Origin of the sequence: Rhodococcus sp. P1Y (assembly GCF_003641205.1) — a bacterium.
GTDB lineage: Bacteria > Actinomycetota > Actinomycetes > Mycobacteriales > Mycobacteriaceae > Rhodococcoides.
The window spans coordinates 5,079,851-5,105,477 of the sequence record NZ_CP032762.1 but is presented as its reverse complement, the minus strand read 5'-3'; the positions used below and the strand labels follow the sequence as shown (position 1 = coordinate 5,105,477).

General features: G+C 63.6%; 21 protein-coding genes. 12 read left to right on the top strand and 9 right to left on the bottom strand.

All coding sequences use genetic code 11. The features are described 5' to 3' along the window. Nucleotides 1–27 precede the first annotated feature (27 nt). The gene (locus D8W71_RS23490) at nt 28–405 is read left to right on the top strand and encodes a MerR family transcriptional regulator (RefSeq protein WP_121117051.1); all 378 of its coding nucleotides are present in this window, start codon (nt 28–30) and stop codon (nt 403–405) included. Here D8W71_RS23490 and D8W71_RS23485 read toward each other — a convergent pair. The 4 genes from D8W71_RS23485 to D8W71_RS23470 all read right to left on the bottom strand — a co-directional run bounded on the left by D8W71_RS23485 (nt 402) and on the right by D8W71_RS23470 (nt 4,174). Next, nucleotides 402–1,895 carry a stealth family protein gene (locus tag D8W71_RS23485; protein ID WP_442972064.1) on the bottom strand — a complete coding sequence of 498 codons (1,494 nt, stop codon included), beginning with the start codon at nt 1,893–1,895 and terminating at the stop codon, nt 402–404. The genes D8W71_RS23490 and D8W71_RS23485 overlap by 4 nt on opposite strands. Nucleotides 1,896–2,047: 152 nt before the next feature. Further along, nucleotides 2,048–2,392, bottom strand: coding sequence for a VanZ family protein (locus D8W71_RS23480; protein ID WP_121117049.1), 345 nt, complete (start codon nt 2,390–2,392; stop codon nt 2,048–2,050). 17 nt (nt 2,393–2,409) lie between these two features. Further along, the gene (locus D8W71_RS23475; protein WP_121117047.1) at nt 2,410–3,024 is read right to left on the bottom strand and encodes a class I SAM-dependent methyltransferase; all 615 of its coding nucleotides are present in this window, start codon (nt 3,022–3,024) and stop codon (nt 2,410–2,412) included. A 136-nt stretch (nt 3,025–3,160) separates the two neighbouring features. Then, complete coding sequence (locus tag D8W71_RS23470) at nt 3,161–4,174, bottom strand: NADPH:quinone reductase (protein WP_121117045.1); 1,014 nt, start codon at nt 4,172–4,174, stop codon at nt 3,161–3,163. A 130-nt stretch (nt 4,175–4,304) separates the two neighbouring features. Between D8W71_RS23470 and D8W71_RS23465 the strand changes: the two genes are divergently transcribed. Beyond that, nucleotides 4,305–4,811: a mycothiol transferase gene (locus D8W71_RS23465; protein WP_121117043.1), complete on the top strand. Its 507-nt coding sequence runs from the start codon at nt 4,305–4,307 to the stop codon at nt 4,809–4,811. 45 nt (nt 4,812–4,856) lie between these two features. Here the strand turns inward: D8W71_RS23465 and D8W71_RS23460 are convergent, their stop codons facing one another. Together D8W71_RS23460 and D8W71_RS23455 are read right to left on the bottom strand one after the other, a co-directional pair. Further along, nucleotides 4,857–5,351: an SRPBCC family protein gene (locus tag D8W71_RS23460; RefSeq protein WP_121117041.1), complete on the bottom strand. Its 495-nt coding sequence runs from the start codon at nt 5,349–5,351 to the stop codon at nt 4,857–4,859. A gap of 6 nt (nt 5,352–5,357) precedes the next feature. After that, complete coding sequence (locus D8W71_RS23455) at nt 5,358–6,173, bottom strand: SDR family NAD(P)-dependent oxidoreductase (protein ID WP_121117039.1); 816 nt, start codon at nt 6,171–6,173, stop codon at nt 5,358–5,360. A 97-nt stretch (nt 6,174–6,270) separates the two neighbouring features. Between D8W71_RS23455 and D8W71_RS23450 the strand changes: the two genes are divergently transcribed. Continuing rightward, on the top strand, nt 6,271–7,287 hold the full coding sequence (locus D8W71_RS23450) for an iron-siderophore ABC transporter substrate-binding protein (RefSeq protein WP_121117037.1): 1,017 nt from the start codon (nt 6,271–6,273) through the stop codon (nt 7,285–7,287). Here D8W71_RS23450 and D8W71_RS23445 read toward each other — a convergent pair. Both D8W71_RS23445 and D8W71_RS23440 read right to left on the bottom strand, forming a co-directional pair. Further along, a complete protein-coding gene (locus tag D8W71_RS23445; RefSeq protein ID WP_121117035.1) occupies nt 7,284–7,772 on the bottom strand; it encodes a GbsR/MarR family transcriptional regulator in 489 nt (162 codons plus the stop codon). The genes D8W71_RS23450 and D8W71_RS23445 overlap by 4 nt on opposite strands. Before the next feature lie 36 nt (nt 7,773–7,808). Then, entirely contained in the window at nt 7,809–9,287 is a 1,479-nt protein-coding gene (locus D8W71_RS23440) for a cryptochrome/photolyase family protein (protein ID WP_121117033.1), read from the bottom strand. Between the two features lie 95 nt (nt 9,288–9,382). Here D8W71_RS23440 and D8W71_RS23435 point away from each other — a divergent pair, with 95 nt between their 5' ends. The 9 genes from D8W71_RS23435 (at nt 9,383) to D8W71_RS23395 (ending at nt 19,219) form a co-directional block, all read left to right on the top strand. Next, nucleotides 9,383–10,285 carry a ParA family protein gene (locus D8W71_RS23435; RefSeq protein WP_121117030.1) on the top strand — a complete coding sequence of 301 codons (903 nt, stop codon included), beginning with the start codon at nt 9,383–9,385 and terminating at the stop codon, nt 10,283–10,285. Nucleotides 10,286–10,415: 130 nt separating this feature from the next. After that, on the top strand, nt 10,416–12,089 hold the full coding sequence (locus tag D8W71_RS23430) for an alkaline phosphatase D family protein (RefSeq protein WP_121117028.1): 1,674 nt from the start codon (nt 10,416–10,418) through the stop codon (nt 12,087–12,089). Between the two features lie 45 nt (nt 12,090–12,134). Continuing rightward, nucleotides 12,135–12,977, top strand: coding sequence for an oxygen-dependent tRNA uridine(34) hydroxylase TrhO (trhO, locus tag D8W71_RS23425; protein ID WP_121117026.1), 843 nt, complete (start codon nt 12,135–12,137; stop codon nt 12,975–12,977). Further along, entirely contained in the window at nt 12,961–13,887 is a 927-nt protein-coding gene (locus D8W71_RS23420; protein ID WP_442971991.1) for a pseudouridine synthase, read from the top strand. The genes trhO and D8W71_RS23420 overlap by 17 nt, the downstream gene beginning before the upstream one ends. Nucleotides 13,888–13,947: 60 nt before the next feature. After that, nucleotides 13,948–14,343 (top strand): hypothetical protein, encoded by a 396-nt coding sequence (locus D8W71_RS23415; RefSeq protein ID WP_121119822.1) that lies wholly within the window; start codon nt 13,948–13,950, stop codon nt 14,341–14,343. After that, complete coding sequence (locus D8W71_RS23410; protein WP_121117022.1) at nt 14,336–15,826, top strand: sensor histidine kinase; 1,491 nt, start codon at nt 14,336–14,338, stop codon at nt 15,824–15,826. The genes D8W71_RS23415 and D8W71_RS23410 overlap by 8 nt, the downstream gene beginning before the upstream one ends. Next, on the top strand, nt 15,823–16,482 hold the full coding sequence (locus D8W71_RS23405; protein WP_121117020.1) for a response regulator transcription factor: 660 nt from the start codon (nt 15,823–15,825) through the stop codon (nt 16,480–16,482). Before D8W71_RS23410 ends, D8W71_RS23405 begins: the two co-directional genes overlap by 4 nt. Then, nucleotides 16,479–17,978: an SLC13 family permease gene (locus tag D8W71_RS23400; RefSeq protein ID WP_121117018.1), complete on the top strand. Its 1,500-nt coding sequence runs from the start codon at nt 16,479–16,481 to the stop codon at nt 17,976–17,978. Before D8W71_RS23405 ends, D8W71_RS23400 begins: the two co-directional genes overlap by 4 nt. Nucleotides 17,979–17,998: 20 nt before the next feature. Further along, entirely contained in the window at nt 17,999–19,219 is a 1,221-nt protein-coding gene (locus D8W71_RS23395) for a glycerate kinase family protein (protein WP_121119820.1), read from the top strand. A 365-nt stretch (nt 19,220–19,584) separates the two neighbouring features. On the opposite strand, the gene D8W71_RS23390 is transcribed toward D8W71_RS23395, so the two are convergent. Then, a complete protein-coding gene (locus tag D8W71_RS23390; protein ID WP_121117016.1) occupies nt 19,585–25,047 on the bottom strand; it encodes an ATP-binding protein in 5,463 nt (1,820 codons plus the stop codon). Nucleotides 25,048–25,627: the final 580 nt, after the last annotated feature.

Genomic DNA, 25,627 nt, shown 5'->3' with positions numbered 1-25,627 from the left:
CGACCTGAGGTCAAGAATACTGAGCGTATGAAGATCGGCGAGGTATCGAATGTGCTCGGAACGGAAGTGCATGTCTTGCGGCACTGGGACGACATGGGTGTCGTGAGTCCCCAGCGGACTTCGACGGGGCAGCGAGAGTACAGCGAGGAGAACCTCACGCGCCTCCGCATCGTCCTGGCATGCCGGCGGGTGGGGATCAGTCTGCCGGATATTCGGTCGATCCTGCACAGAAGCGAACCCGGCAGGACAGCCGTGATCGAGCGCCGAATACAGGCCATTCGCACTCAACGAGCCCACCTGGACAGTTCGGAACAGTTCTTACTGCACGTGATCTCCTGCAGACACGACCTGCTCACGCGGTGTGTTCAGTGCACGGAGTACGCGGTGAGCGAGGCCGGCCACTAACTTTCCCAGGGCGCCACGATCGGGAAGTACCGGTCGAGGAACTCGGTGACGCGGCGGGTGCGAACCTCGAGATCGACCTCGGGGAAACTGCCGTCGTTGAGGCAGAAGAAATCGACGGCCCGTTTCGGGAGCATGCTCTCCATCAGGTGCAACCCGGCGTGCGCGGTGGTGTCGATGTAGGTGACTTTCGCGTCGCGCTGTACGACGGCTCGGCCGCTCATCAGGGCGTAGTAGTGGTACAGCGAGTTCGTCACCGAGATGTTGGTGCTCGCGCGGAAAACGCTTGCCGCGGTGGAGGCGAACTCGTCGGGAAATTCGTTCTCCATCTCCTGCAGCACACTCTTGCGCAGCGGTGTTGCCGCGTGTTCGAGGTGGCGAGTGGTCATGAGACCGAATCGATCCTGCAACAGGCGACGGTTCACCCGAGCCGCGTTCTCGAAACCGCTGCGGTCGGCGTCGTTGTAACCCAATCCGATTCGGGTCGTCGCCTCGATGAACATGCTGATCCCGCCGGGGGAGAAGAACATCTGCGGACCGACCGGCCTACCGAAGAACATGTCGTCGTTCGAGTAGAGGAAGTGCTCCGACAAGCCGGGGATGTGGTGCAGTTGAGCTTCGACGGCCTGTGAATTGTGTGTCGGCAGAACCGATGTGTCGACGAAGAAGGTTTCGCTCGGCACGAAGGTGACACGCGGGTCATCGGCGAGCCACGCGGGACGGTCGGAATCGGTGGCGACGAAAATCCGGCGAATCCACGGCGCATACATGTGGATCGAGCGCAGCGCGTACTTCAGTTCGTCGATCTGCCGGAAACGCGCGGCCGATGCGTCACCCTCTCCGACGACGTAGTTCTGCATACGCCGAGCACGTTGTGCCTGAAATTCTGCCGACGAACCGTCGACCCAGGAGAACACGATGTCGACGTCGAAATTGATATCCGACGCGTGGTCGGCGAACATGTTCTCGATCGTCGGCCAGGTCTTGCCGAATCGTTCGACGGTTCCGCGGACTGCCTCGTCGGGCTTGATTGTGCGTCGGGTGAGCGAATTCTCCACCGGTAGGTAAATTTCCGATGGGGAGAACGCCCAGAACTCCAGCTGCACTGCCGTGGACGCGCCGTAGTTCAGTCCGCTCTTCGGCTCGGCGCGCGGACGATACAGGCGGAAGATGCGGGCCTCCGACGTGTCGGCGGGCAGGCCGTCGGCAAGCAGAACCGCTTTGCCGCGCTTGACGTCGACCGTCTTGCAATAGAACGGCTCGGAGACGCACGCGGCTATCAGTGCAGCTTTGGTCGATTCGCGTGAGTTTTCGTCGAGCGCAATGACCGGCCGTTCGTCATTGCCGCGTACCAGGAGATAGGCGATGTGTGCTTTGTCGAGCGCGTCCCGAACGAACAGCAGGTCCTCGACCATCGCCTGGTGCGGCGTTGTAGAAGTGATCCGAAGGGCGAATCGTCCCCCGAACGGAATGACGTCGGTGCGGTCCGTCAGACGCGCCGTCGAGCCGGCGGACGCGCCCAGAACGGGGTCGTCGGAATCCTGCTCGGGAGGTACGAGGTAGATATCGTGCGGGGCGGACGTCGAGGTGATGGTGACCCTTCCGGAGGCGGCTGTGCGAGCCGAGGACCCCCGGAGCATTGTGCTCAGTGTATAGCTGACCGGGCAGGGACGAAGCGCACGGCGACCAGCAGGCCCGCAATGACCCCGAACACGTCGAACAAGGCATCGAGTGCGGAGCCACTGCGGCCCAGCGGCAACACTGCCTGCAGGACTTCGGACAGGATCGCGAAACCCACCGTCCAGGTCAGGGTCTTCATGACGCCGATCGCGGCAAATCGTGAGCTGTACGCCAGCGCAGCGAAGAGGGAGAAGTGAATGATCTTGTCGCTGTGCTCGAATCCGCTCGGCACTCCCGACGCCGGGGTGAACAGGATGATCAGGGCCGCGAAACCCGAGATCGCGAGCGGAACGTAATACTTCAGCGGCATTCGGCCCAGCTTAGGTTCTAGCGGCGTCGAAGCAGCACGACGGTGTCCTTGCGCTCGGCCGGAGTGCCGTCCGGGTCCGCGGATTCGCGGGCCCGATCCTCGGCCACCACGACTGTCCAGTCATCGCCGTCGAACAGCGACGTGATCGCGTCGACGTCGAAGAGCAGTTGAGCGTGTTTGTGCTGCGATGCGAGGTGGTCGTGTGGGCTGTGACCGACGATGAGCAGATGTCCGCCGGTGGCGACGGCGGCTCCGAACCGCGTGAAGGCCGGTCCCGTCTGGTGCGGCGGAAGCTGAAAGAAGTGCGCAGTCACCAGGTCGTAAGTGTTCTCCGGTTCCCACTCCAGGAGGTCACGGTGAAGCCATTCGATATCGCGGCCACCTTGATGTGCGCGTGCACGCTCGATCGCGACCTCGGAGATGTCGGCTCCTGTAGTTCTCCAGCCGTTGTCGGCCAGCCACCGGGCGTCGCCGCCTTCGCCGCTGCCGATGTCGAGGGCTGTCCCCGGAGTGAGCTTCGATACCTCGGCCACGAGAACGGGATTCGCATTGCCGCTCCAGCGCTGGTCCTGCTCGGTGTACAGGTTGTCCCAGAACGGTTGGTCGAATACTGGCTCGTCGTGTGTGTGCATGCTTCCAGAATGCCGGGTGGCGCAGTATCGCGCAAGATTGTTTGCCAAAGCAGCAAAGTGCGGCTCCGCCGCCCGTGCGTGCGTAATGACACTCGGCGGTAACTACGCACGCACGGGCGGCGGAGCCGCACGCAGCTCAGATGTCGATCAGAACCTTTCCGACGAACCCGTTCTCGACGGCGTCGTGGGCAGCAGCGGAATCTGCCAACGGGAATCGCTGCAGCGGCAGCCCGGCGTCCTCGCCGACATTCAATACTCCAGCCGCAGCTGCGTTGGACACGTCCTGCTCGGCTGCTTTCAATGCCGCCTCGCCGACGGTGTAGAGCAGGATGAACTGGTATCGCGTGTTCAGGACCATGTTCGGCCGGACATCGAGGGTGATCGTGTCGCCGCCGTTGTTGGCGTACACGGCAATCGACGCGCGGGTCGAGGTCACTGCCGCATTCAGTTCGGCGTTCTGCGCTGGAGCCACCTCGACGACGAGGTCGACGCCGTTCGGCGCGACTGCGCGAATCTCGGCCACGGCGTCACCGGTCTTGTAGTTCACGACGTGATGCGCACCGGCGGCCGTCGCAAGTGCGGCTTTCTCGGGGCCGCTGACGGTGGTGATCACGGTCGCCCCTGCCCACCGAGCCAGCTGTATCGCCGCATGTCCGACGGCTCCAGCGCCACCGGCCACGAGGACCGTCTTGCCTTCCAACGACGAAGGAGCCAAATGTGTCGGTCCGTCCTCGGACACGGTCAGTGCGCGGTGAGCTGTCATTGCGGGTACACCGAGGGAGGCGCCGACGTCGAAGCTGACGTTCTCGGGAAGTCGGACGACCCGGGTGGCGGGCACCACCGTGTACTCCTGTGCGGTGCCGGTGGGCCGCTGGTGCTGGGAGAGGTAGAGCCAGACTCGGTCGCCGACGGCGAGGCCTTCGACACCCGGACCTGCCGCGTCGATGATGCCGGCGCCGTCCTGGTTGGGGACCACCTCGTCGAAAGCCAGCTCGCCAGTGGCGCCGGTTCGGTTCTTCCAATCCGTCGGGTTCACGCCCGAGACCACGACCTTGACGCGGACCTCGCCCGGTCCGGGCTCGGGGACCTCGCGTTCCACGAGGTTCAGTACCGAGGAGTCACCGTTGCGGGAGTATGCGATTGCCTTCATGGTGGGTTCAACAGGGGTCCGGGTGGTGAAAATTCCGAGTGTGGGTACCCCGCAGGTGCACGCGTAGTTACCTTCGAAGGTAACTACGCACTCACGGGCGGCGGAGCCGCGAGAATGAAGGGACCACTACGTGAATCACGCTGCAGTGCTGGCCGATGCTTTCGGACGCATCAAGGAGGTCGTGCACGACACCCTCGACGACATCCCTGCCCCGGCGTTGACGTACCGGGTCGATTCGGACGCCAACACGATCGCATGGTTGATCTGGCATTTGACGAGGGTTCAGGACGACCACGTCGCCGGTGTCGCGGGCAGCGAACAGATATGGACCGCGGACGGATGGAACGAGCGGTTCGCTCTGCCGTTCGACGACGGTGCGATCGGCTACGGCCAGTCTTCGAGCGACGTCGCGGCGGTCACCACCGGAGCGGATCTGTTGCGTGACTACCACGACGCCGTGTATGCCAAAACCGTTGCCTACGTGAACTCGTTGAGCGCCGACGATCTGGATCGGGTGGTCGACGAAAACTGGGAGCCCCCGGTCACGCTCGGCGTTCGCCTTGTCTCGGTGGTCTCCGACGACCTACAGCACGCAGGTCAGGCGGCCTACGTTCGAGGAGTGTTCGACAGGGCCTGAGCGCAAGCGGACAAGCCCGCCGCCGACGACGCGGCGCGAACGTGCTCAGGCGTAGTGCTTGCGTAGATTGTCGAGGGTCTTGGCGATGTTGCGACGCTGGAACTGCGGGAACGTCTTACCGCTCGTGACGATCTTGTCGAACACCAATGACACTGCGTCCGGCCACTTCCGGCGGTCGTCGGTCCAGGTCTCGGTCACCCGGGTACCTTCCGGAACCGTCTCGAAGTCGTAGCGCCACGTCGCGTTCGCGCCCTTGATCCGAGGCGACTTCACGCCGATTGCGAATACTCGGAATTCGAAAGCCTTGCCTGGATCGGCCACCGTCACCGTCGACCGGGTGACCCACTGTGCGCGGCCACGCTTGTTTCTTCCATCGAATTCCATTCCGACATAAGTGGTCTCGCGAGGATTGGTCACGTGGGCGCCGAGATTCTCGGGACTCCAGGTTCCCATCCGTGTCGGGTCGCTGATGGCGTCGTACAGCTCGCGGGCAGAGGCGTTCACGACGACGCTGTCGGAGACGGTGAATTCGCGGGTCATGTCCAGCTACCTCTTTTTCAGTCCGGGATGGATGCGAGCAAGCATGGGCACCATCAGGGTTCGCGGGGTGATGGCGGCGAAGATCGATCCCACGCGGTTGGCCACACCCGGGATCGCGACCATCTGGCCCTTTGCCATGCCGTCGACCGCGGTCTTCGCGACGACGTCGGCCGTGACCCACATCATCGGCGGCAGTGCCTTTTCGGCATCGCCCTTCGCGAAGCCGGCTGCCTCGCCGAAGCCGGTATCGACCGGGCCGGGGCACAGGGCGGTCGCGCTGACACCAGTGCCCTTCAGCTCGCCGACGAGACTCTGGGTGTAGGACAGCACGAAGGCCTTGCACGCGCCGTAGCCGGCCTGCCCGGGGAGTGGCTGAAAAGCCGCGGTCGACGCAACGTTCAACACCGCTCCGCGTCGACGGGCAGTCATGCCCGGCAGGAATCGGCTGCACAGGTCGGCAACGGAGGCGACGTCCACCTCGATCATGTTGAGCTCGGCGTCCGGATCGGATGCGGCTACGGGACCTAGCGTCGAGAGTCCGGCGTTGTTGACGAGGATGTCCGGTGTCAGACCCAGCGCCTCGACGCGACCGAGTAGCTCGGCTCGGTCGGATCTGACCGAGAGATCCGCGGGCAGTACTTCGGCGCGCACACCGAGTGCCGTCAATTCGTCTGCCAACGACGCCAGCTTGTCGGCCCGTCTGGCGACCAGGGTTACCCCATGGCCGCGCCTCGCCAGTTCGCGCGCAATGGCGTCGCCGATTCCGGACGACGCTCCGGTCACGACTGCTGTTCGATCGGGTGCTGGTCTGGGAAGACTCATGCGCTCCACCGTAGCGTCCCCGAAGTTTCACCGTATTTGAAATTTCAGGGAAGGTAAGCCTATTCTTCATTCGATCAGACCCTAGGAAAGGCTTTCGATGCAACTCGCTTCTCGCCGGCGCACCGCGGTGCTGTCCGGATTCCTGGCTGCCACGCTGGTGATCGGCGGTTGTAGTTCGTCGACCGAGGGCGTATCGACGGAGTCGACCGGCGGCGATTTCGAGACCGTGACGATCGATTCGGCTCTGGGGCAAGCAGTCATCACCGAGAAACCAGAGCGCATCGTGACACTCGGCATGGGTTCGGCCGAGACGGCGATCGCGCTGGGGACCGTTCCCGTCGCTGTCGAAGAATACCCCTGGGGCAGTGACGATTCGGGGTACCTCCCCTGGATCGACGAGGCGCTCGACGACGATCACCTGCCCCAACAGTTCACTGGCGGCACCGAGCTGAGCGTCGAAGCGGTACTCGCGCTCGACCCGGATCTCATTCTCGCGCCGTGGTCCGGCATCACTCAACAGCAGTTCGACTCACTGAACGCGTTCGCGCCCGTTGTCGCCTACGAGGAACAGCCCTGGACCATCACCTGGGAAGACCAGATCTCCGTGATCGGCAAGGCGATGGGCGAAGAGCAGAAGGCCGCCGACGAGATCGACAAGATCAAGAGCCGGTTCGCCGACGCCACCGCCGCGCATCCCGAGTACAAGGACCTCACCTTCTCCTACATCTACAACACCGGTCCCGGCACGCTCGGCGTCTTCCTTGCCGAAGAGCAGCGCGTCGCGATGGTGCGGGCCCTCGGCCTGCAGGTCGACCCCGTCGTCTACACGCTCGACGAGACCGAGGGCACCGACTCGTCGGTCATCGGGCTCGAGAACGCAAACCTGCTGAACGATTCGGACCTGATCTTCACGTTCTATTCCGATTCCCAAAACCGCAGTGACACAGAGGCTCAGCCCGCGTACAACCAGATCCCGGCGATTGCGCGCGGATCGGTGGTTGCTCCGACCGAGCAGCCGTTCGTCACCGGTTCCTCGATCATCAACCCGCTGACCGTGCCGTGGGCGCTCGAGCGGTACGTCCCGATGATCGACGACGCCGTCGGCAAGCTCTAGGACCGGTCGCGCTCTTCCTTGAACCGATTCCACTCGCTGCGCAGCATGCGGTTGTCGATGATCCACCCCATGTAGTCCCTCATGTTGAGCACACGGAGGTACGCGGGCCCCGACGGGTCGGCGTACTTCAACGCCGCCGTTGCGAGCGCTCTTTGATTCTCCAGGTACGCGTGCTCGTTCTCCAGGAACCCGCCCCACACGTCGGAATCCATGACGTAGTAGTGCACGCGGTCGCGGGGGCGGCGAACCTGCTGGACGAATCCACGTGCGATGAGCCGCCGGATGTAGTTGGAGATCGACCCTCTGCTGGTACCGAGCGCTTGGGCCAACTCAGCGGCGCTGACTCCTGGGGACTCGTTGATCAGCAGGTATCCGACGATCCGGCCCTCGATGCGTGACGCGCCGCCGGACTGCCAGTAGTCGGCGAATCGGTCGATGAACCACTCGGGGAATGCTTCCGGTGTCCGTGGCCCCGCCTCGACCATGAAAGTCCCCTTCGCCGTCCTGCTGTCTTGCGAAAATTAGAACACGTCGCGCTGGGCCTCCTGCTCCAGTACCTGGTCGAGGTCGGAGAGGCGGTTCATCGACGACACCTGCCGGGCGGTTCGGTGGTTGTGCGCCAGGCGATCTCGATGGCGATGCACGAAGGCCCAATACCCTGCTGTGAACGGGCAGGCATCCGTTCCGAGTCGCTTCTTCGGGTTGTACTCGCACCCGCCGCAGTGGTCGGTCATGCGGTTCAGATACGCCCCGCCCGAGGCGTACGGCTTCGTCGCGATCAATCCGCCGTCGGCATGTTGGCTCATCCCGATCACGTTGACCGGCATTACCCAGGCGAAACCGTCGACGAACGCTGTGGAGAACCACTCCGTCAATGCTTTGGGGTCGTATCCGCGTTGCAGCGCGAAATTTCCCAGGATCATCAGTCGCGGAATGTGGTGCACCCAGCCACGTTCACGTAACTCGGTCAAGGTGTGCGACAGACATGCCGCGATCGGCTCTTCGCCGTCGAGGTCGGTGAACCACTTCGGCAGTGGCACATGGGCTTCCAGCTCGTTCCGGTTCACGTAGTCCGGTCCGAAGTGCCAGTACAGATGCCAGACGTATTCTCGCCACCCGAGTATCTGCCGGACGAACCCCTCGACCGACGCAAGTGAGGCATCACCGTCGCGCCAGGCTTTTTCGGCTGCCTCGGCGACATCCAACGGCTGCAACAATCCCAGATTGAGCGGAACCGACAGCAGCGAATGCGCCATCGTCCAATCCTCGGTCATGACTGCGTCCTCGTACTTGCCGAAGTCCTGCAGCCGGTAGGAGACGAAGTGATCCAGAGCCTTTCGTGCTTCGTCGGCCGTCACTGCGAACAGTCTGGGTCCGTCGTTGCCGACGGTGTCCAGGTTCATCGAATCCAGATCGGCACGGACCTCGTCGTCGATCGTGTCCTCTGTGGGCCACCAGGGTGGATCGACGCCGAGTGTCAGTTGCTTCTTCGGCGGGGGCTCGCGGTTCTCCTCGTCCAGGTTCCACTTGCCGTCGACAGGATCGTCGCCCGACATCAGGATCTCGAAACGTCGGCGTTGATCGCGGTAGAACGTTTCCATCCGGAACTGGTGGCGATTGCCAGCCCACTCGTCGAAGTCCGCGCGGCTCAGCGCGAACATCGGCGTCGGAAGGACGTCCTCGACGAGACCCTCGTCGAACAACCGATTCACGAACTTCTCGGCCCCGTGCGAAGTCGGCTCGAAGACCACGACCGGCCGGCCGAACTGCTCCAACGCTTCTCGGTACGTGTCGGTCTGCAGATAGGTAGCGCGGTCACCCAACTCGTCCGCGAGGTGCCGCATGCCCGAGAGCACCAGATGCAGCTTCTGGCGGTGGAACGGTTTGCTACGAAGAACGCGCGCACTCTCGACGAGGAGGACGTCGCGTTCGACGTGCTCGGGCGTCGAATGAAAGTGCGGGCCCAACTGATCACCGAACAGCCATAGCGGGGAGCTCATACCTCCGAGTGTGCTCGGATCGATACATCAGCAAACCAGGCGCAGCTGCGGTAGAACTAGGCCCACCACGAAAGGTAGACGACCAGGGAGTGCAGATGGCGACTGTAATCGCCACGATCAACCTCAAGGGCGGCGTCGGGAAGTCGACGACGACGGCGGCACTGGCCGAGTTCATGTCGGCCGAGTTCGGGTATCGAGTGCTGCTCGTGGATCTCGATCCGCAGACCAACCTGACGACGATGATGATCGGCGAACAGCGGTGGCAGGAGGTCAACGACGCGAACTTGACTCTCGACGCCCTCTTCGCGAGTGCCCTGGATGCGAACCTTCCGGAATTCGACGTGGTGAAAGCGCTTCAGCGCGACGCCTCGCCACTCGAGTCGGTGCGCGGCGTCGACCTGATCGCGTCGTCGTTGGACCTCATGGAGACCCAGGAGGAGATGAATGCGTGGCAGTACGAAGCGCCTGGGTCTCTCGAGCCGCTCCTGGTTCTCCGCGCGGCCCTCGCTGGACTGCAATCCTCGTACGATTTCGTCCTGCTCGATTGCGCGCCCAATCTCGGCATCGTCACCGCCAACGGACTGATGATGGCCGACGCCTATGTTGTTCCCGCGATCCCTGACGTGCTGTCGACCTATGGGATCCCGCAGCTGCAGCGTCGAGTGCAGCGATTCACCGATCGGACCGGTCATGCATTGACTCCGCTCGGGCTGATCATCACCAAGTACCGCTCCAGCTCGACTCTGCACCGAACCACCATCGAGCGCCTGCAGCGGCAGGTGTTCGAGTACGAATCGCTGCCGGCGGACGAACGCGACACCCGGCCGCGTCCGCCGACGGTCATTCCGCATTGGATCCCCGAGTCCAATCAGATCGCTCAGTCGGCCGAGTACCTGGACTTCGGCACCCTCCGTCAGAAGTACGGCAACCACGGCCAGTTCGACGCACTACGGAACATGACCGAACACGTCGTATCGAACGTCGGGGTGTACCTCTGAGGTGTGAAGCCCTGAGGTCTTCACTTCCCTCGTCGCCGAGGTTCGTACGCCTTCGGTCGGTTGAGTGAATTTTCGACCCCGGTGGCCAGCCCGACTTGACCGCGGCACGAAGTTCGCATGGACTGGCGGAGTGGGAGTACGAGAAGGATTGTCCAGACGCGGGTTTCTGAGGTCGTCGACGACCGCGATCGCCGCTGTCGGGGCGGCGTCGGCGATGCCGGCTCTCGCACACGCGCAGAGTGATCAACCGGGGCCTTTTCAGCACGGAGTCGCGTCCGGTGATCCGACGCCGGAGGCGGTCATTCTTTGGACGCGAATTACCCCGGTTCCCGACGCCACTCCCGGTTCCGGACTGGGCCCCGCCACGTCCGTCCGTTGGCGGGTGGCCACCGACCCCGAGCTCACCGCATTGGTTCGTAGCGGGTCTTCGGTGACCGACGCGGCGTCCGACCACACCGTCAAGGTCGACGTCGACGGTCTGTCCCCGGCGACGACCTACTACTACAGCTTCGAGGTTCTCGACGGCGACAGCTCCGGCGCTCAGTCGGTAGTGGGTACCACCAGAACAGCTCCCGCGAACGACGCCGACGTCCAGCGCATCAGGTTCGGCGTCGTCTCCTGCTCGAACTGGGAGTCCGGATATTTCGGTGCGTATCGGCACCTGTCCACTCGGACGGATCTGGATGCAATCATCCACCTGGGCGACTACATCTACGAGTACGAAACCGGTGGCTTCGCCGGCAAGAACGGTGTGGTTCGCCAGCACGAGCCTGTGCACGAGATCGTCAGTCTCGCGGACTATCGGATCCGCCACGGCCAGTACAAATCGGACCCTGATCTGAAGGCCGCTCACCTCGGCGTGCCGTGGATCTGCACATGGGACGACCACGAGAGCGCCAACGACGCGTACGACGGTGGTGCCCAGAATCACCAGCCCGAGACCGAAGGACCGTGGAACGTCCGAAAGGCCAACTCGGTGCAGGCGTACTACGAGTGGATGCCGGTCCGAGCGGCAGGCAGCGCGCAGAACCGCCACCTGTACCGGCGTCTGCGGTTCGGGAACCTGCTCGAACTGTCGATGCTCGACCTGAGGACGTACCGGTCTCAGCAGGTGTTGCCGTTCCAGGGAGCCGACGTGGACTCGCCGAACCGCACGATCACCGGAGCCGACCAGATGCAGTGGTTGACCGACGGACTCGTGTCCTCGCCGACCACGTGGAAAATCGTCGGGAACCCGGTGATGATCACGCCGGTGCTGTTGCCTCCGCTCGAAAGCGAGGCATCCCGAGCACTGACGAGTCTGATCGGCGTTCCCGAGGGCGGTCTGCCCTACAACGCCGATCCGTGGGACGGGTACACCGCCGACCGCAAGAAGCTCCTGGGTGCTATCGCGGACAACGGTGTGACCAACACCGTGTTCATCACCGGTGACATTCACTCCGCCTGGGCATGCGACGTGCCGCAGGACGCAGCGCGGTACTTCGAGACCGGCGGGGTTGCGACGGAATTGGTCGTCACGTCGGTGTCCTCGGCCAACATCGACGACCTGACCCAGACGCCTCCACACACACTCGGTCGCGTAGCCGAAGCCGCCCTGACCACGCTGAACAGGCACATCCGATACGTCGATCTGGACAGCCACGGGTTCGGGGTGTTCGACGTGACTCCGTCCGGAGTGCAGATGGACCACTGGTTCCTCGACGCAAAGGAAGACCCGTTGACGGGCGTGTACTGGGGCGCAGGGTTCAGCGTTCCCGCGGGCGTCGCGCGGGTGGATGCAGCCCCGCTCCCCGTGCGCGCATAGTTACGTTCGTCTGTCACTACGCACTCACGAGGCATACTTGACACCATGGCTGTACCGAAAATTGTGCTGTTCTACGTGTTCACTCCGCTGCCGGATCCCGAGGCCATCCGGCTCTGGCAGCAGACTCTTGCCGCGTCCAACAACCTGAACGGACGCATCCTGATTTCCGAACACGGGATCAACGCGACGGTCGGCGGCGAGCTGGAGAACGTCAAGAAGTACGTCCGAGGCACTCGTGGCTACGCGCCCTTCAAGAATGCCGACATCAAGTGGTCGGAGGGGCTCGGCGACGATTTCCCGCGCCTGTCCGTGAAGGTCCGCTCCGAAATCGTCACATTCGGCGCACCCGAGGAACTGAAGGTCGACGACGGCGGAGTGGTCGGCGGGGGAGTGCATCTCAGCCCGCAGCAGGTGCACGAGTTGGTGGATTCGCGGGGCGAGGACGTCGTGTTCTTCGATGGCCGCAACGCGTTCGAAGCGCAGATCGGCAAGTTCAAGAACGCCGTCGTGCCCGATGTGGATACGACGAAAGACTTTGTAGCACAGCTTGATTCCGGACAGTTCGACCATCTCAAGATGAGCCCAGTTGTCACCTACTGCACGGGTGGCGTTCGCTGCGAGGTGTTGTCCTCCTTGATGAAGGCGCGTGGGTTCGAGGAGGTGTACCAGCTCGACGGCGGTATCGTGCGCTATGGCGAGACCTTCGGCGACGACGCGCTGTGGGAGGGATCGCTGTACGTATTCGACAAACGCATGAAAATCGACTTCTCCGACCACACCTCGGTGATCGGCAGGTGCACGGTGTGTACCAATCCGACCTCTCGCTATCAGGACTTCGACGACGACGATGGTCGCGGTCTCCGGCTCGTGTGTGTGGATTGTGCCTGAACCACACGACAACCGGGTCGTTCCGCAGGCTCCACTCCTGCCCTACAGGAATGGGTTGGCGCCGCTGCGGATTCGGCTACCACACGGTGACTCGGCGCCTACGGTTCTGGCATGGCTGGAGCGTGAGCACCCAGACGACCCGTGGGCGGCGTCGATGGTCGCCCGGGAGGTCGTCGACGAGAAGGGGCGTCCGTGGAACCCGGAGTCTGCTTATGCGCCAGGTCGATTCGTGCACTTCTACCGTGAGCCTGCGCCCGAGGTGCACGTCCCTTTCGAACTCGACATCCTGTACGACGCCGACGGCCTCGTCGTCGTCGACAAACCCCATTTCCTCGCGACGATTCCGCGCGGCATGCACGTCACCGAGACCGCGACCGTGCGGTTGCGCCGCCTCCTCGACTGCCCCGACATCACCCCGGCCCACCGTCTCGACCGCGCTACCGCAGGTGTACTGATCTTCACTCGCCCCAAGGAGTTACGACGGCCGTATCAGGAATTGTTCAGCGAGCGTGAGGTTCTCAAGGAGTACGAAGCCGTTGCCGGTTTCGACCCATCGCTCGAGTTCCCACGCGTCGTCCGTAGCCGGATCTTGAAAGACCACGGCGTGATGGTTGCGCGCGAAGAGCCTGGTGAACCGAACAGTGAAACGCGGATCGAGCTGATCTCCAATGCGGGGTCGTGGGCCAGATATCGATTGTTTCCGCATACCGGACGAACGCATCAATTGCGAATCCACCTGTCATCCTTGGGTATTCCTATCAAAGGGGACCCGTACTATCCTGTCTACACCAGGACGCCGGCAGACGATTTCGACACTCCGCTGCAGTTACTGGCTCGCGCAATCGAGTTCGACGACCCGATCACCGGTGAGCGTCGTAGATTCGAAAGCCGTCGCACTCTCGCTGGTTGATGAAGAAACCTTCATCTGTATCTCATGGGTACGTCATGGATGCCCGGCATAGTTGCTCTCATGCACTCCTCCCGACCGCTCGCCGTCGCGGCAGTCCTCGCGGCCGTCGTGTTCGTGGTGGTGGCCAGTTTCGTGCTCACACGGTCGCCGGACCCGGAGCTCGATCCGACGCCTGTCGTCGTGAGCGTCGTACCCACCACGACGACATCCACCCCGACAACACCGGCCACGACAACATCCGCACCCGCACCCACCACGCAGGCTCCGCCGCCTTCACCTGCGGTACCAGCGCCTGTTCCTCAGGCCCCACCAGTTCCACAGGTTCCCGCGCCTGCCCCTGCGGTTCCGTACGACGACGACTTCGACGACCTCGACGACGGTGACGACAACGGCGGGGACGACAACGGCGGGGACGACAACGGCGGGGACGACAACGGCGGGGACGACGATGACTGACGCGTCGCTGGTTGCGCGCCGCGGCTCTTCGCTGCCCGCGCGATGGAAGATCACCGCCTGGATCATGCTGACGACCCTGCTGTTGCTGCTGGTTGTCTTGGTCACCGCCCGCAACCTTCTGTTGCGCGACGTCGACGTGCGGGCCAACGACGACATCACGCAAGAGGCCGACGAGTTTCGCACCTTCGCGGCGGAAGGCGTCGACCCGACGACGACGCGTCCGTTCGTCTCCGTCGAGAGACTGCTGGAGGTGTACTTGGCACGCCAGTCGCCCAGTCTCGGCGAGGTGATGATCGGCGTCGTGGGCGATACCGTCGTCGGAGAACCGCGCGGTGACGTTCCACCTGCCTTGGCCGAGGACCCGGCACTACTTCGCTCGACGATCGGTACGGCGCAGCCGGCCGGTGTGGTCGAAACGAGTTCTGGCCAGATGCGATGGGGCCGAGTCGATGTCAATGACATCGGAGGAACCGGCGGAACCCTGTTCGTGGCCGTGTTCACTCAGTCGGGTCGTGAACTGGTGAACCGCACGATGCGGACGATGGCCACTGTCGGCGTCGTCGGCCTGATTCTGACCACGGGTGTCGCCTACCTGGTTGCAGGCCGAATCCTGGCGCCGGTACGGACCGTCCGAACTGTCGCTGCCGAAATTGGGGAGACCGATCTGACCGCTCGCGTGCCCGTCCACGGACGCGATGACATCGCAGACCTGGCGGAGACGTTCAACGCCATGCTCGACAGGTTGGAAAGCGCTTACACGACGCAGCGCCAGTTCGTAGACGATGCAGGACACGAACTTCGCACGCCGATCACGATCGTCCGCGGACACCTAGAGTTGATGTCGGACAACCCCGAAGAGCGTCGCAAGACGCTTGCCCTCGTCGACAGCGAACTGGGCCGCATGGGCCGGATCGTGAGCGATCTGCTGATGCTCGCCAAGGCGGAACAACCGGACTTCGTCGTGCGCAAACCAGTCGACGTCGCGCAGTTGGTTCTCGACATCGAATCCAAGGTGCAGACCATCGGCGACCGTCAGTGGCTGTTGATGGAAGTCGCCGAAGGCACGTGCCCACTCGACGCGCAGCGTGTCACTCAGGCCATGGTCCAGCTGTCGGCCAACGCGGTCGGGCACACCGAGGCCGGCTCTCGAATTCGCCTCGGGTCACGGTTCGACGGCAGCGGAGAGAATCGGATCTTCTCGCTGTGGATCACCGACGATGGCCCCGGGGTGAGACCTGAGGACGCTCCGCTGATCTTCGAACGATTTCAACGAGGTTCACCCGCTGATCGCACCTCACCGACCCAGCGGTCGGGCGCTGGTCTCGGTCTCGCGATCGTCCGCGCGATCGCCGACGCGCACGGTGGTTCCGCCTGGGTTCGAAGCGTGCACGGGGAGGGAGCGACGTTCGGACTCGATCTTCCTGCCCCTGCCGCACTCGCAGAAATCTTGTACGACGACACCGCCACGAAGGAGATCTCATGAGTCGCATACTCATCGCCGAGGACGACGTTCACATTGCGTCGTTCGTGAGTAAGGGACTCCGCGCTGCCGGGTACAGCACCGAGCATGTGACGGACGGCGAGACCGCCCTGATGATGGCGCGCGAAGGCGGTTTCGACATGGTCGTCCTCGACATCGGATTGCCGTCCATGGACGGATTCACCGTTCTGCGACAACTACGCGGCGAAGGCGTCACGACGCCCGTGGTCGTGCTCACTGCGCGCGACAGCGTCAGCGATACCGTCGCAGGCCTCGAAGGTGGGGCGAACGATTACATGACGAAGCCGTTTCAGTTCGCCGAACTGCTTGCGCGACTGAGACTCCGCCTTCAGGACGACTCGTCAGGGCCCTCCGACTCATCGTTGTCTCTGCGTGATCTGCGTCTTGACTTGCGATCCCGGAGGGTGCAGGTGGGGGATCGGACCGTGGACTTGACAGCACGGGAGTTTGCCCTGCTGGAGGTCTTCCTCCGCCACGCCGATCAAGTGTTGTCACGCGAACAGATCCTCGGCCAGGTGTGGGGTTACGACTTCGATCCGGCATCCAATGTCGTCGATGTCTACGTCCGCGCGCTGCGCAGCAAAATCGGTGCCGATCGCGTCGAAACCGTCCGAGGAATGGGATACCGATTGCGATGACGGAGACCAGGTTTGCGACCACGCCTCCCGTCAGGATGCGCCCGACGTCGGCGAGGAAGCTGCGCACGCAGTTCCCGCGTCCGACACCTACCGTCGCGCTGAGCGGTGCCGTGCTACTGATGCTGTGCATCGGCGTGCTGATGGCTGGAGTCTCGGGTGATCTGTCGTTCGACGGAACCGCCACCGTGCTGGTGTTCCTGATTGCGGTATGGGCGTGGATCTTCGCGCCGATCGACGACACCTACGTGGCTCTCGGCGCCGCGCTCGCCTTGGTCCTTCTCGGACCGGTGGACACGGAGACGTTCACCTCGACTCTCGGGGACACCGTCATCTGGCTTCTGGTCGGATCGTTCGTGATCGCGGCCGCGGTGACAGCGAGCGGTCTGTCCGCGCGGGTGGCTGCCCGGACGCTGTCCGTTGCGAGAACCCCGCGGCAACTGGTCCACCTCGTGACCCTCGTGCTTCTGGTGACTACATTTGCCATCCCGGCGACGTCCGGTCGAGCCGCGCTGGCACTGCCGGTGTTTCTTGCGTTGGCTGCGGCGCTGCGACGCCGGCCGAAACTGGTACTCACACTCGCGCTCGTGTTTCCGGCCGTCATTCTGTTCTCGGCGATCGGCTCTTTGCTCGGCGCTGGTGCGCATTTGATCACCAGCGAGATACTCAGAACTGCAACGGGATCGGGATTCGGATTCTTGCAGTGGATGCTGCTCGGGCTCCCGTTGGCGCTGGTGTGGTCCCATGTCGCCGCAGAAATTGCGCTGTCCATCTTCACCGACCGCCCCGAACGACGCACTCCACTCAATATCCGCCGCGAGGTGTTCGCGACAGGATCGGGCCCGTTGACCCCACCGCAACGCCGCATGGTCGTACTGCTGGTGGTAGTGATTCTATTGTGGTGCAGCGAGCCGCTGCACGGCATCGATCCGGCGATCGTCGCGATGATCGGCGCGCTGTTGGCGGCCGCTCCGAAGATGGGTGCAACGACGCTACCTGCAGCAGTCAAGACCATCCCGTGGACGTTGTTGCTGTTCATGGCTGCGACCTTGTGCCTAGGTGTCGCGCTCACCACCAGCGGAGCCGCACAGTGGTTCGCGGATCTGGTTTTCGGTCCGATCAGCGCCATCGGGGATTCGGCGGCAACGACATTCGTCGTCGCGGTGATACTGCTCTCGCTGGTCTCGCACCTACTCGTGCAGTCCAGATCCGCACGGTCGGCGGTGCTGGTGCCTATTGTCGTCGCCATGGCCCCTGCGGTCGGAATCGATCCGGCTGCAGCGGCATTCGCGTCCACTGCGGCGGCCGGATTCTGTCTCACCCTCACCAGCTCGGCGAAACCGGTAGCCATGTTCGCAGCATCGGAGACCGTGCCGGGTTATTCCAACACGCACTTGCTTCGTCTGTCCGCTGCCCTCGCGCCGGTGTCGATCGCACTCGTACTGGTGTGCTCGCTGTGGGTCTGGCCCGCACTCGGCCTGTCGTTGTACTCGTCCTGAAACTCGTCCTAGGAGAAATCATGTCGGTCCGTGTACCGCAACGAATCCTCGTTGCACCCAGTGGTTTCAAGGAGAGCCTGTGCGCAGAACAAGTTGCATCCGCGATTGCCGCCGGGGTCAGACGCGCACTGCCCGGTGTCCGCGTGGACACCGCCCCCATTGCCGACGGCGGTGAAGGTACGGCTCGCACCCTGGCAGCAGCCACCCGCGGGACCCTCCACGACGCCACCGTCGTCGGTCCAGTCGGTTCTCCGGTGCGTGCCCAGTGGGCGCGTCTCGGTGGATCGGCCCGCGGAGTAGCAGTCGTCGAGATGGCTGCTGCTGCAGGACTGTCTCTCGTGCCGTCGGACATGCGTGACCCAGGGGCGACCACCACCTACGGTGTCGGACAGCTCATGGCCGCTGCACTGGACTCCGGCGCCGACCAGATTCTCGTCGGATGCGGCGACTCCGGTACCTGTGACGGCGGCGCAGGCGCGCTGCAGGCCCTCGGTGCGCGCATCCTCGACGAATGCGGCAACGAAATCGGTCATGGAGGCAGGGAGCTGCGCAGGGCAGTATCTCTGGACCTCACAAATATGCATCCACGTCTCGCCGAGGTCGAGGTGGTTCTCGCATGCAATCCCCACAACGTCCTGTGCGGGCCCGGAGGAGTTGCGCGAGTGTTCGGCCCGCAGAAGGGAGCCACTCCCGCTCAGGTGGAAGAACTAGCCAACGCGCTGGACAACTGGGCCGCAATTCTGGAACGGGATGGACTCGTGATGGACGACGTCCGATTCGGCACGGGCACCGGAGCGTCCGGCGGCCTCGGTGCAGGTTTGGCCGCAGGCGTCGGGGCTGCGCTCCGATCCAGATTCGACGCCTTGCTCGACTCCGGGCTGTCCGGAATCGACCTGGACCGGCGAATTCGTAAGGCCGACTTGGTGATCACGGCAGAAGGATCGATCGACTTCCAGACGCCGAAGGGAAAGGTTCCGGCCGAGGTTGCGCGACGGTGCCAGCGACTCGGTGTGCCGCTCATCGCCCTGGCCGGCTCGCTTGGCCAGGGCGCTCCCGGGGTGCACGACGTCGGGATCGCGGCAATAGCGTCGATTATCACGGTGCCGATGCCACTGTCCGAAGCCGTTGCGAACGGTGAGGCGTTGCTGATCGACGCCGCGGAGCGAACGATGAGAATGATTTTGCTCGGCGGTGCAGTCTCGGCGAGGTCGAGCGCCAAGCGGCGCAAGGGTGCAGCCTGATCATCCGGCTGACCTTTTGCCTCGCCGAACCTTCCCCGGGTGACCGAACGAGTCGTTCGCTCCGTCCAAGACCCGCTCGCACACGTTCCGATCACCCGAGCACGTTGCAACCAGTGCGGTTGACTGGAACGTGTGCGGCTATGCAGTTGGAGACCGAAACAGACATTCGATCACTCTGAGTGACCGAAACAGACATTCGCGCACTCTGAGTGACCGAAACAGACATTCGCTCACTCTGAGTGACCGAAACAGACATTCGCTCACGAACCCCGGACCCACGAACCCCGGACCCACGTACCCCGGACCTCGGAAACGCCTGCACCCCCTGACCGTGAGTGGTCAAGGGGTGCAGTGACGCATCGAGATCAGCTCTGAGCGCGCGCGATTCCTCGTTCGACGGCTGCGATGATCTGCGGCCGTAGCTCGGCGGCGGGGACGATGTGGTCCACCGACCCAACCTGCTGAGCGCGTTGGATGTTGTGGATGGCCTCGAATTCTTGCGCAACCTCACCGAGCTTGGCGTTGCGGACATCTGCTCTGGCCGTTGCCAATTCGACGCGCAAATGCGCGCGATCCGCATCGGTGTCTGCCGCGGTGAGCTTGGCTTCGAGTTCCTTCACAGCCGGATCTGCTGCGGTACGGGCATTGACGTCGCGGGTGAACACGACCGCAGCTGCCGGTGCACCGCCGAGGACGGAGGCGAAGGAACCTTCCACGGCGAGTACTTCCATATTGTCGTTGAGTGCTCCGGAGAACACCACGAATGCGCCGCCGTGGTAGCGGGATACGACGCAGAACACGATCGGGCCGTCGAAGTTGACGATCGCGCGACCGATTTCGGCACCGTACTCGAGCTGGATGTTGCGCAGTGACTCGGGCGAGCCGTCGAAGCCGGACAGGTTGGCGAGCACCACGATCGGACGCGAGCCGCTGGCAGCATTGATCGCTCGAGCGGTCTTCTTCGACGAACTCGGGAACAACGTGCCGGACGTCCACTGATCCGGTCCGTCCGCTGGGAACCAGCCCTTACGCGGGATGGCGCGTGATTCGATGCCGATGACGCTGACCGGGATTCCTGCGAGGTGAGCGTCGAAGACGACCGAGGTGTCGGCGTCGGCCATGTCGGCCCACCGCTCGAGGACCGAATGGTCCTGGTCGACGACGGCACGCATCACGGTGCGAATGTCGAACGGTTTCTTGCGATCTGGGTTCGTCACGCTCGAGAAGATGTCACCGACGGTGGTGAAGTCGCTCGAGGGGTGCACGTGCGGGTAGCTCTGCACGTCACGGGTGATCGGGTCGGCGGTGATCGCACGACGCGGGAAGCGCTCACCGGGAGCGGCGTAGGCGTGCTCGTAGTGCGCGAACAGAACGTCGACGGCAGCGCGCAGGTTCGGTGCCCAGTACTGCGCCTGTCCGTTCGGTCCCATGACGCGGTCGTAGCCACCGATGCCGAAGTTGTCCTCGGCAGAGACGCCACCGGAGTAGTCCAGGGACTGCTTGCCGGTGAGCACCATTGCGCTGTCCGGTGTCATCACGAGGATGCCCTTGGTATGGGCGAGCATCGTGGCTTCGGCGTTCCAGTACGGCTGCGCGCCGACGTTGATGCCTGCGACGACGATGTTGATCTCACCGCCGCCCTGGGTGAAGGTGATGATTCGGCGCAACCCGCGAGATACCCAGTCCATGTTCTCGGTGCCCGTGGACATCGAAATGGTGGCACCCGAGGACAGTGCGAACCATTCCACCGGTGCGCCCAATTGCTCGGCGAGATCGATGGCCGCGACGATGCGCGAGCATTCGGCTTCGGCGACGGTGCCGAGCGCCTTGGTCGGGTCACCGAACAGCGCGACGCGGGTGATGCCCTCGGGATAACGCTCGCTCGGTGTGGTGACGAGACCGGTGATGATGCCGGCCTTGTTGTGTCCGTAGGGCCGGTCGACCGGCGAGAGGACACCCGACGCGTCGAAGTCGTATTCGGTGAACGAGCCATTGGATCCGGTGAGCAGTGGAATCAGCTCGTAGGGGTAGACCGTTCCGCGTGCTTGCGAGCGTTGGACCTTCTGGGTGTACTCGTCGAGCGGGCGCATCGGTTCGGTCGGCTTCGCGGTGACCTTCGCAACGACGCCTGCGCCCGAGCGATAGGAGAAGCGAACGGCGACGTCGCGAGGGGCCGAGCCCGGTCCGTTCTTCAGGCGGGCGATCAACGTGATCTCTTCGAGGCCCGCACCGATCGTGGACGGTGCGATGTGGCGCGCGATTGTCGCGAGTCGGTCCTCCGGCACGTCGAGTACCGGCCACACGTACAGCGTGACTCGGTTGGCGTCGAGCCGCTTCTTTCCGCGTCCAGCTTGGGTGCGCCGGATACCGTCGAGGCAGGCAGCGACGGTCCGCTCGATCTCGGGAACGGCGACGACCTCGCCGTTCTCGTCGAGTTGGGTTGTGACGCCGCGGATCTCGGCGAGGGCCATCAAACGCTCGTCCGACGGGTTGTTCTTCGCCTTCAACTGGAACAGGTACGTGCCTGCGGTTGCAGGCAAGCGCTTGCCGTCGAAGTTCTTCAGGCGCCACAGGTCGAGGCGCTGTCCCGTCAACGGATGCATGTCCCGGATGACGATGTCTTCGGCCAGTGGACCTTGGCCGTCCGGTGCCCGGCGGAACGTCACGTTGCGAACGTCGCTGCCACAGATAGTGATCGTGATACGACGCCAGTTGCGGGTATGGGGGTGCTTGCTCAACACCGCGTACACGACCTCGCTGATTTCGTCTCCGTCGGACGGTGCATCCGGCCACGCGAGGTACAGGTCGACGGCCAGGTGCTCGGGCGAGGGTCCTGCGATGTCGTCGATCGCACTCAACGTCGTCGACAGGTCGGCGAAGGTGGTAGCGGTGGAGACCAGCTGGAGCCGCTCGCCGGACAGGTCGAAGTTGCCCGTGACGAAGTGCTTACCCTCACGGTCGAACGCCTTGACGTCCTCCAGGGTGCGGATCTCGTAGAACTGGCGAGTGATGACCTCGAGAAGCGCGCCTGGATCGGCGATCCTCGTGGCCAGCAAGTCGATCAGGGGCTCGGGCGTCGAGACCAGAGCATCGATGCGGGCAGCGTAGTCGGGTGCATCGGGGTTCTCGGCGAGATACTGCAGGCTGCCTCGGACGCCGTCGTAGACCTGATCGCGTGCACGGCGAATCTGGGGAGCATCGAACAGATGGAACCGGAGGTTGCGTGCGACGTCGCCGATCACCGGGTACCGCGCCTGTGTGGCGACGATCAGACGCTCGAGCACCTCACCGATATCCGATGAAGGCTGCGCAGAGGAGTCTGTGAGCCAATGATCGAGAAGCGACGCGATGACCGGTACCTGATTCTCGATGCGCTGCAGCGCGAGGAAGACGCGGTAGACCGCCTCTTCGAGTTCGGGTGTACGTCCCTCGGTGGCATCGGCGTCGTAGTGACGAAGAGCACGAGAGAGCTTGGTGCGGAACGATTCCGGAAGACCCTGAATGTCGGCGTCGAGCGAGTGCAGGAACGAGTGGAAGTGCTCGCGGGGCGAATGGACTCGTTCGTCGTTGTTTTCCTCGTCCATCGTCGGACGGTTACGGGATAGCTCGCAGATGTCTGCGAAGGTGTTGAGCAACGCCAATTCTGCGTCGATCACCGCGTGATCGTCGCGAGGGACTGCGCTGCGCAGTTCGTCGTAGCCGGAGAGCAGTGCCCGTGCTCTCGTGGCGTTGACATCGAAACCTGTTATCAGCGCCGACAATTCGCCTAGACGCGACAGTGCCTGACTGCTCGCGGAGGCGCCGACGGCGGTCGGGACGGTCCTGAACTCGACGCGTGCGGTCTGCGAGGATGCCTTCTGCTCGCCGGCCTGATCGACACGAAGCAGTGCGGCACCGGAATCGACCTGACCGTTGACCGAGGCCAGCACTTCGCGCACGGTACCCGCGTACGGGGAGCGAACAGCGGTCTCCATTTTCATGGACTCGAGTACGACGAGGGTCTGGCCGGCTTCGACCTCGTCGCCGACGGCAACGGGGACGGCGACGACAACGGCAGGCGCCGGGGCACGGACGAGTCCGGCTTCGTCCTGGCTGATCTGGTGGCTGATTCCGTCGACCTCGACGAGGAAGTGTGCTGCGCCTGCGACGGTGACGACGGAGAAACGTCGATCCCCGAGGACCAGACGGCTCTCGTACTGCCCGAGCCGCTCGACGTCGACCTGCAGATCACCGCTGTCTCCGTCGACCTGGTAACGGTGCGGTCCGATCTGACCGACACCGAGTTTGTATGCCTGACCCTGGTAGCTCAGCTCGACGGTGCGTCCGACAGTGTGGCTCGCGCGGGGCCGACCACCACGAGCGGACGACAGGAACGCCGCACGCTCGCGTGCTTCCTCGGCGTCGTAGGCGTCGATCGCTGCGGCGATGATCGCGACGTCGGCGTAGACGGTCGGTCCGGTAGCGGTACCGGCGTCGATGCGGTCGAGCCAACCGGTGTCGGCGGAGGCCGAGATGACTTCCTCTTTGTCGAGGAGGCTGAGCAGGAACGATTTGGTGGTGGTGCCGCCGTCGATGACGACGGTCGTCTCGCGTAGCGCGTTGCGCAGTCGGGCGAAAGCCTCGCTTCGGTCGCGACCCCACGCGATGACCTTGGCGACCATCGAGTCGTAGTCCGGCGGAATGACGTCGCCCTGAGCGATGCCGGTGTCGACTCGTATGCCGGATCCGAGGGGGAACTTGAGTAGTTCGACGCTGCCCGGTGCCGGGGCGAAGCCGTTGTCGGCATCCTCCGCATTCAGGCGTGCCTCGACGGCGTGGCCGAACTCGGTGGGGCACTCGCCCTCCAGTCGGTCACCGTCGGCGACGAGGATCTGCAGTTTGACCAGGTCGATACCGGTGGTGAACTCGGTGATGGGGTGCTCGACCTGCAGTCGGGTGTTGACTTCGAGGAAGGTGAAGATCTTCTGCTCGGGCTGGTAGAGGTATTCGACCGTGCCTGCACCCGCGTAGCCCGCAGCACGAACCAGTTCTGCGGAGACCGAACGCAGGTGGTCGGCCTGTTCCTTGGTCAGCAGCGGCGAGCTCGACTCTTCGATGACCTTCTGGTTACGGCGCTGGATCGAGCAGTCGCGCACACCCGGCGCCCACACATTTCCGTGGTTGTCGGCGATGACCTGGACCTCGACGTGGCGGGCGTCGGTGACGAGCCGTTCGATGAACACGACCGGGTCGCCGAAGGAACGCTCGGCTTCGCCTTGGGTGCGTTCGAGTGCAATTTCGAGTTCGTCCTCGTGGAAGACCTTGCGGATACCGCGTCCGCCACCGCCGCTACGAGCCTTGATGATCAGCGGGTATCCGATGGCCTGGGCATGCCTGCGCGCGTCCGCGCGAGTTTCGACCGGTCCACCGGACCACGGTGCGACTGGAACACCGACCTTCTCGGCGAGGAGTTTGGCTTCGACCTTGTCGCCGAGCAGACGCATCGCGCTCGCGGACGGACCGATGAACGTGATGTTCAGGCGCGCGACGATGTCGGCGAATGCGGGATCCTCGGCAACGAATCCCCAACCGACCCACACTGCATCCGCCCCGGACTCGACCAGTGCAGCTTCGAGCACGCTGTAGTCGAGATAGGCCGAGCCGGACTCGGGCTTGCGCAGCGTGACGGCGTCGTCGGCCTGACGGACGAACATCGCCCGTCGTTCGGCCTCGGTGTGCAGGGCGACCGTCCGGATGCCGTAGTCGTGCTCGGCGTTCAGTTCCTTCACGGCCCTGATCAGGCGTACGGCCGCTTCGCCTCTGTTGACTACTGCAATCCGCTTGAACAACGTGTCTCTCTTCGTCTCGGGTGAAAGTGCGCATGCCGGGCAGGTCGTATGCGCCCGTCGGGGTTGATATCAGATATTTGGCTTGCTCGTGGCCGAATCGAGTCATCTGTTGCGACCGATCGACGCGATGGCCTATGTGAGCGTCGACTTATTCTAGCCGCTCACAGTCGCTTTGCCGTGTCAACGGCGCAGTCTGCACGTGTGACTGATATCGCGTTGTTCAAAGATGAACTAACGCAGGGGTTTTCACGGCTAATCCGTGGAACCGCTGTGAAATTTCACGAAAGGGTTGACGGCATACTGGCGAGTAGCGTTGGTGGAAGCCGTTTTTCGCGACTCTTCGCAGCCTCTACTTACCGGCGGGTACGTTACCGGCTGGTACTGGACTGGGATGTGAGGCGAATGCGCGCCGTCGGCGTACACCCCGCGGCCGTCGAGGCGTAGGCCGGGAGCGACCTGTGATGTGTGCGCGAAAGTCCGACGACGGATTGTGAGATAGCACCAGGGAACAATCTTCGAGTCCGGACCCAATCTCCAAGATGGTCTGTACGACTAGTCTGACCGGTGAGTAACAAACGTT

What these genes read in the sequence shown, in the direction of transcription:
- D8W71_RS23490 (WP_121117051.1), top strand. Translation starts at nt 28, where the DNA reads ATGAAGATCGGCGAGGTATCGAATGTGCTCGGAACGGAAGTGCATGTC.
- D8W71_RS23480 (WP_121117049.1), bottom strand. Translation starts at nt 2,392, where the DNA reads ATGCCGCTGAAGTATTACGTTCCGCTCGCGATCTCGGGTTTCGCGGCC.
- D8W71_RS23475 (WP_121117047.1), bottom strand. Translation starts at nt 3,024, where the DNA reads ATGCACACACACGACGAGCCAGTATTCGACCAACCGTTCTGGGACAAC.
- D8W71_RS23470 (WP_121117045.1), bottom strand. Translation starts at nt 4,174, where the DNA reads ATGAAGGCAATCGCATACTCCCGCAACGGTGACTCCTCGGTACTGAAC.
- D8W71_RS23460 (WP_121117041.1), bottom strand. Translation starts at nt 5,351, where the DNA reads ATGACCCGCGAATTCACCGTCTCCGACAGCGTCGTCGTGAACGCCTCT.
- D8W71_RS23455 (WP_121117039.1), bottom strand. Translation starts at nt 6,173, where the DNA reads ATGAGTCTTCCCAGACCAGCACCCGATCGAACAGCAGTCGTGACCGGA.
- D8W71_RS23450 (WP_121117037.1), top strand. Translation starts at nt 6,271, where the DNA reads ATGCAACTCGCTTCTCGCCGGCGCACCGCGGTGCTGTCCGGATTCCTG.
- D8W71_RS23445 (WP_121117035.1), bottom strand. Translation starts at nt 7,772, where the DNA reads ATGGTCGAGGCGGGGCCACGGACACCGGAAGCATTCCCCGAGTGGTTC.
- D8W71_RS23440 (WP_121117033.1), bottom strand. Translation starts at nt 9,287, where the DNA reads ATGAGCTCCCCGCTATGGCTGTTCGGTGATCAGTTGGGCCCGCACTTT.
- D8W71_RS23435 (WP_121117030.1), top strand. Translation starts at nt 9,383, where the DNA reads ATGGCGACTGTAATCGCCACGATCAACCTCAAGGGCGGCGTCGGGAAG.
- trhO (WP_121117026.1), top strand. Translation starts at nt 12,135, where the DNA reads ATGGCTGTACCGAAAATTGTGCTGTTCTACGTGTTCACTCCGCTGCCG.
- D8W71_RS23415 (WP_121119822.1), top strand. Translation starts at nt 13,948, where the DNA reads ATGCACTCCTCCCGACCGCTCGCCGTCGCGGCAGTCCTCGCGGCCGTC.
- D8W71_RS23410 (WP_121117022.1), top strand. Translation starts at nt 14,336, where the DNA reads ATGACTGACGCGTCGCTGGTTGCGCGCCGCGGCTCTTCGCTGCCCGCG.
- D8W71_RS23405 (WP_121117020.1), top strand. Translation starts at nt 15,823, where the DNA reads ATGAGTCGCATACTCATCGCCGAGGACGACGTTCACATTGCGTCGTTC.
- D8W71_RS23400 (WP_121117018.1), top strand. Translation starts at nt 16,479, where the DNA reads ATGACGGAGACCAGGTTTGCGACCACGCCTCCCGTCAGGATGCGCCCG.
- D8W71_RS23395 (WP_121119820.1), top strand. Translation starts at nt 17,999, where the DNA reads ATGTCGGTCCGTGTACCGCAACGAATCCTCGTTGCACCCAGTGGTTTC.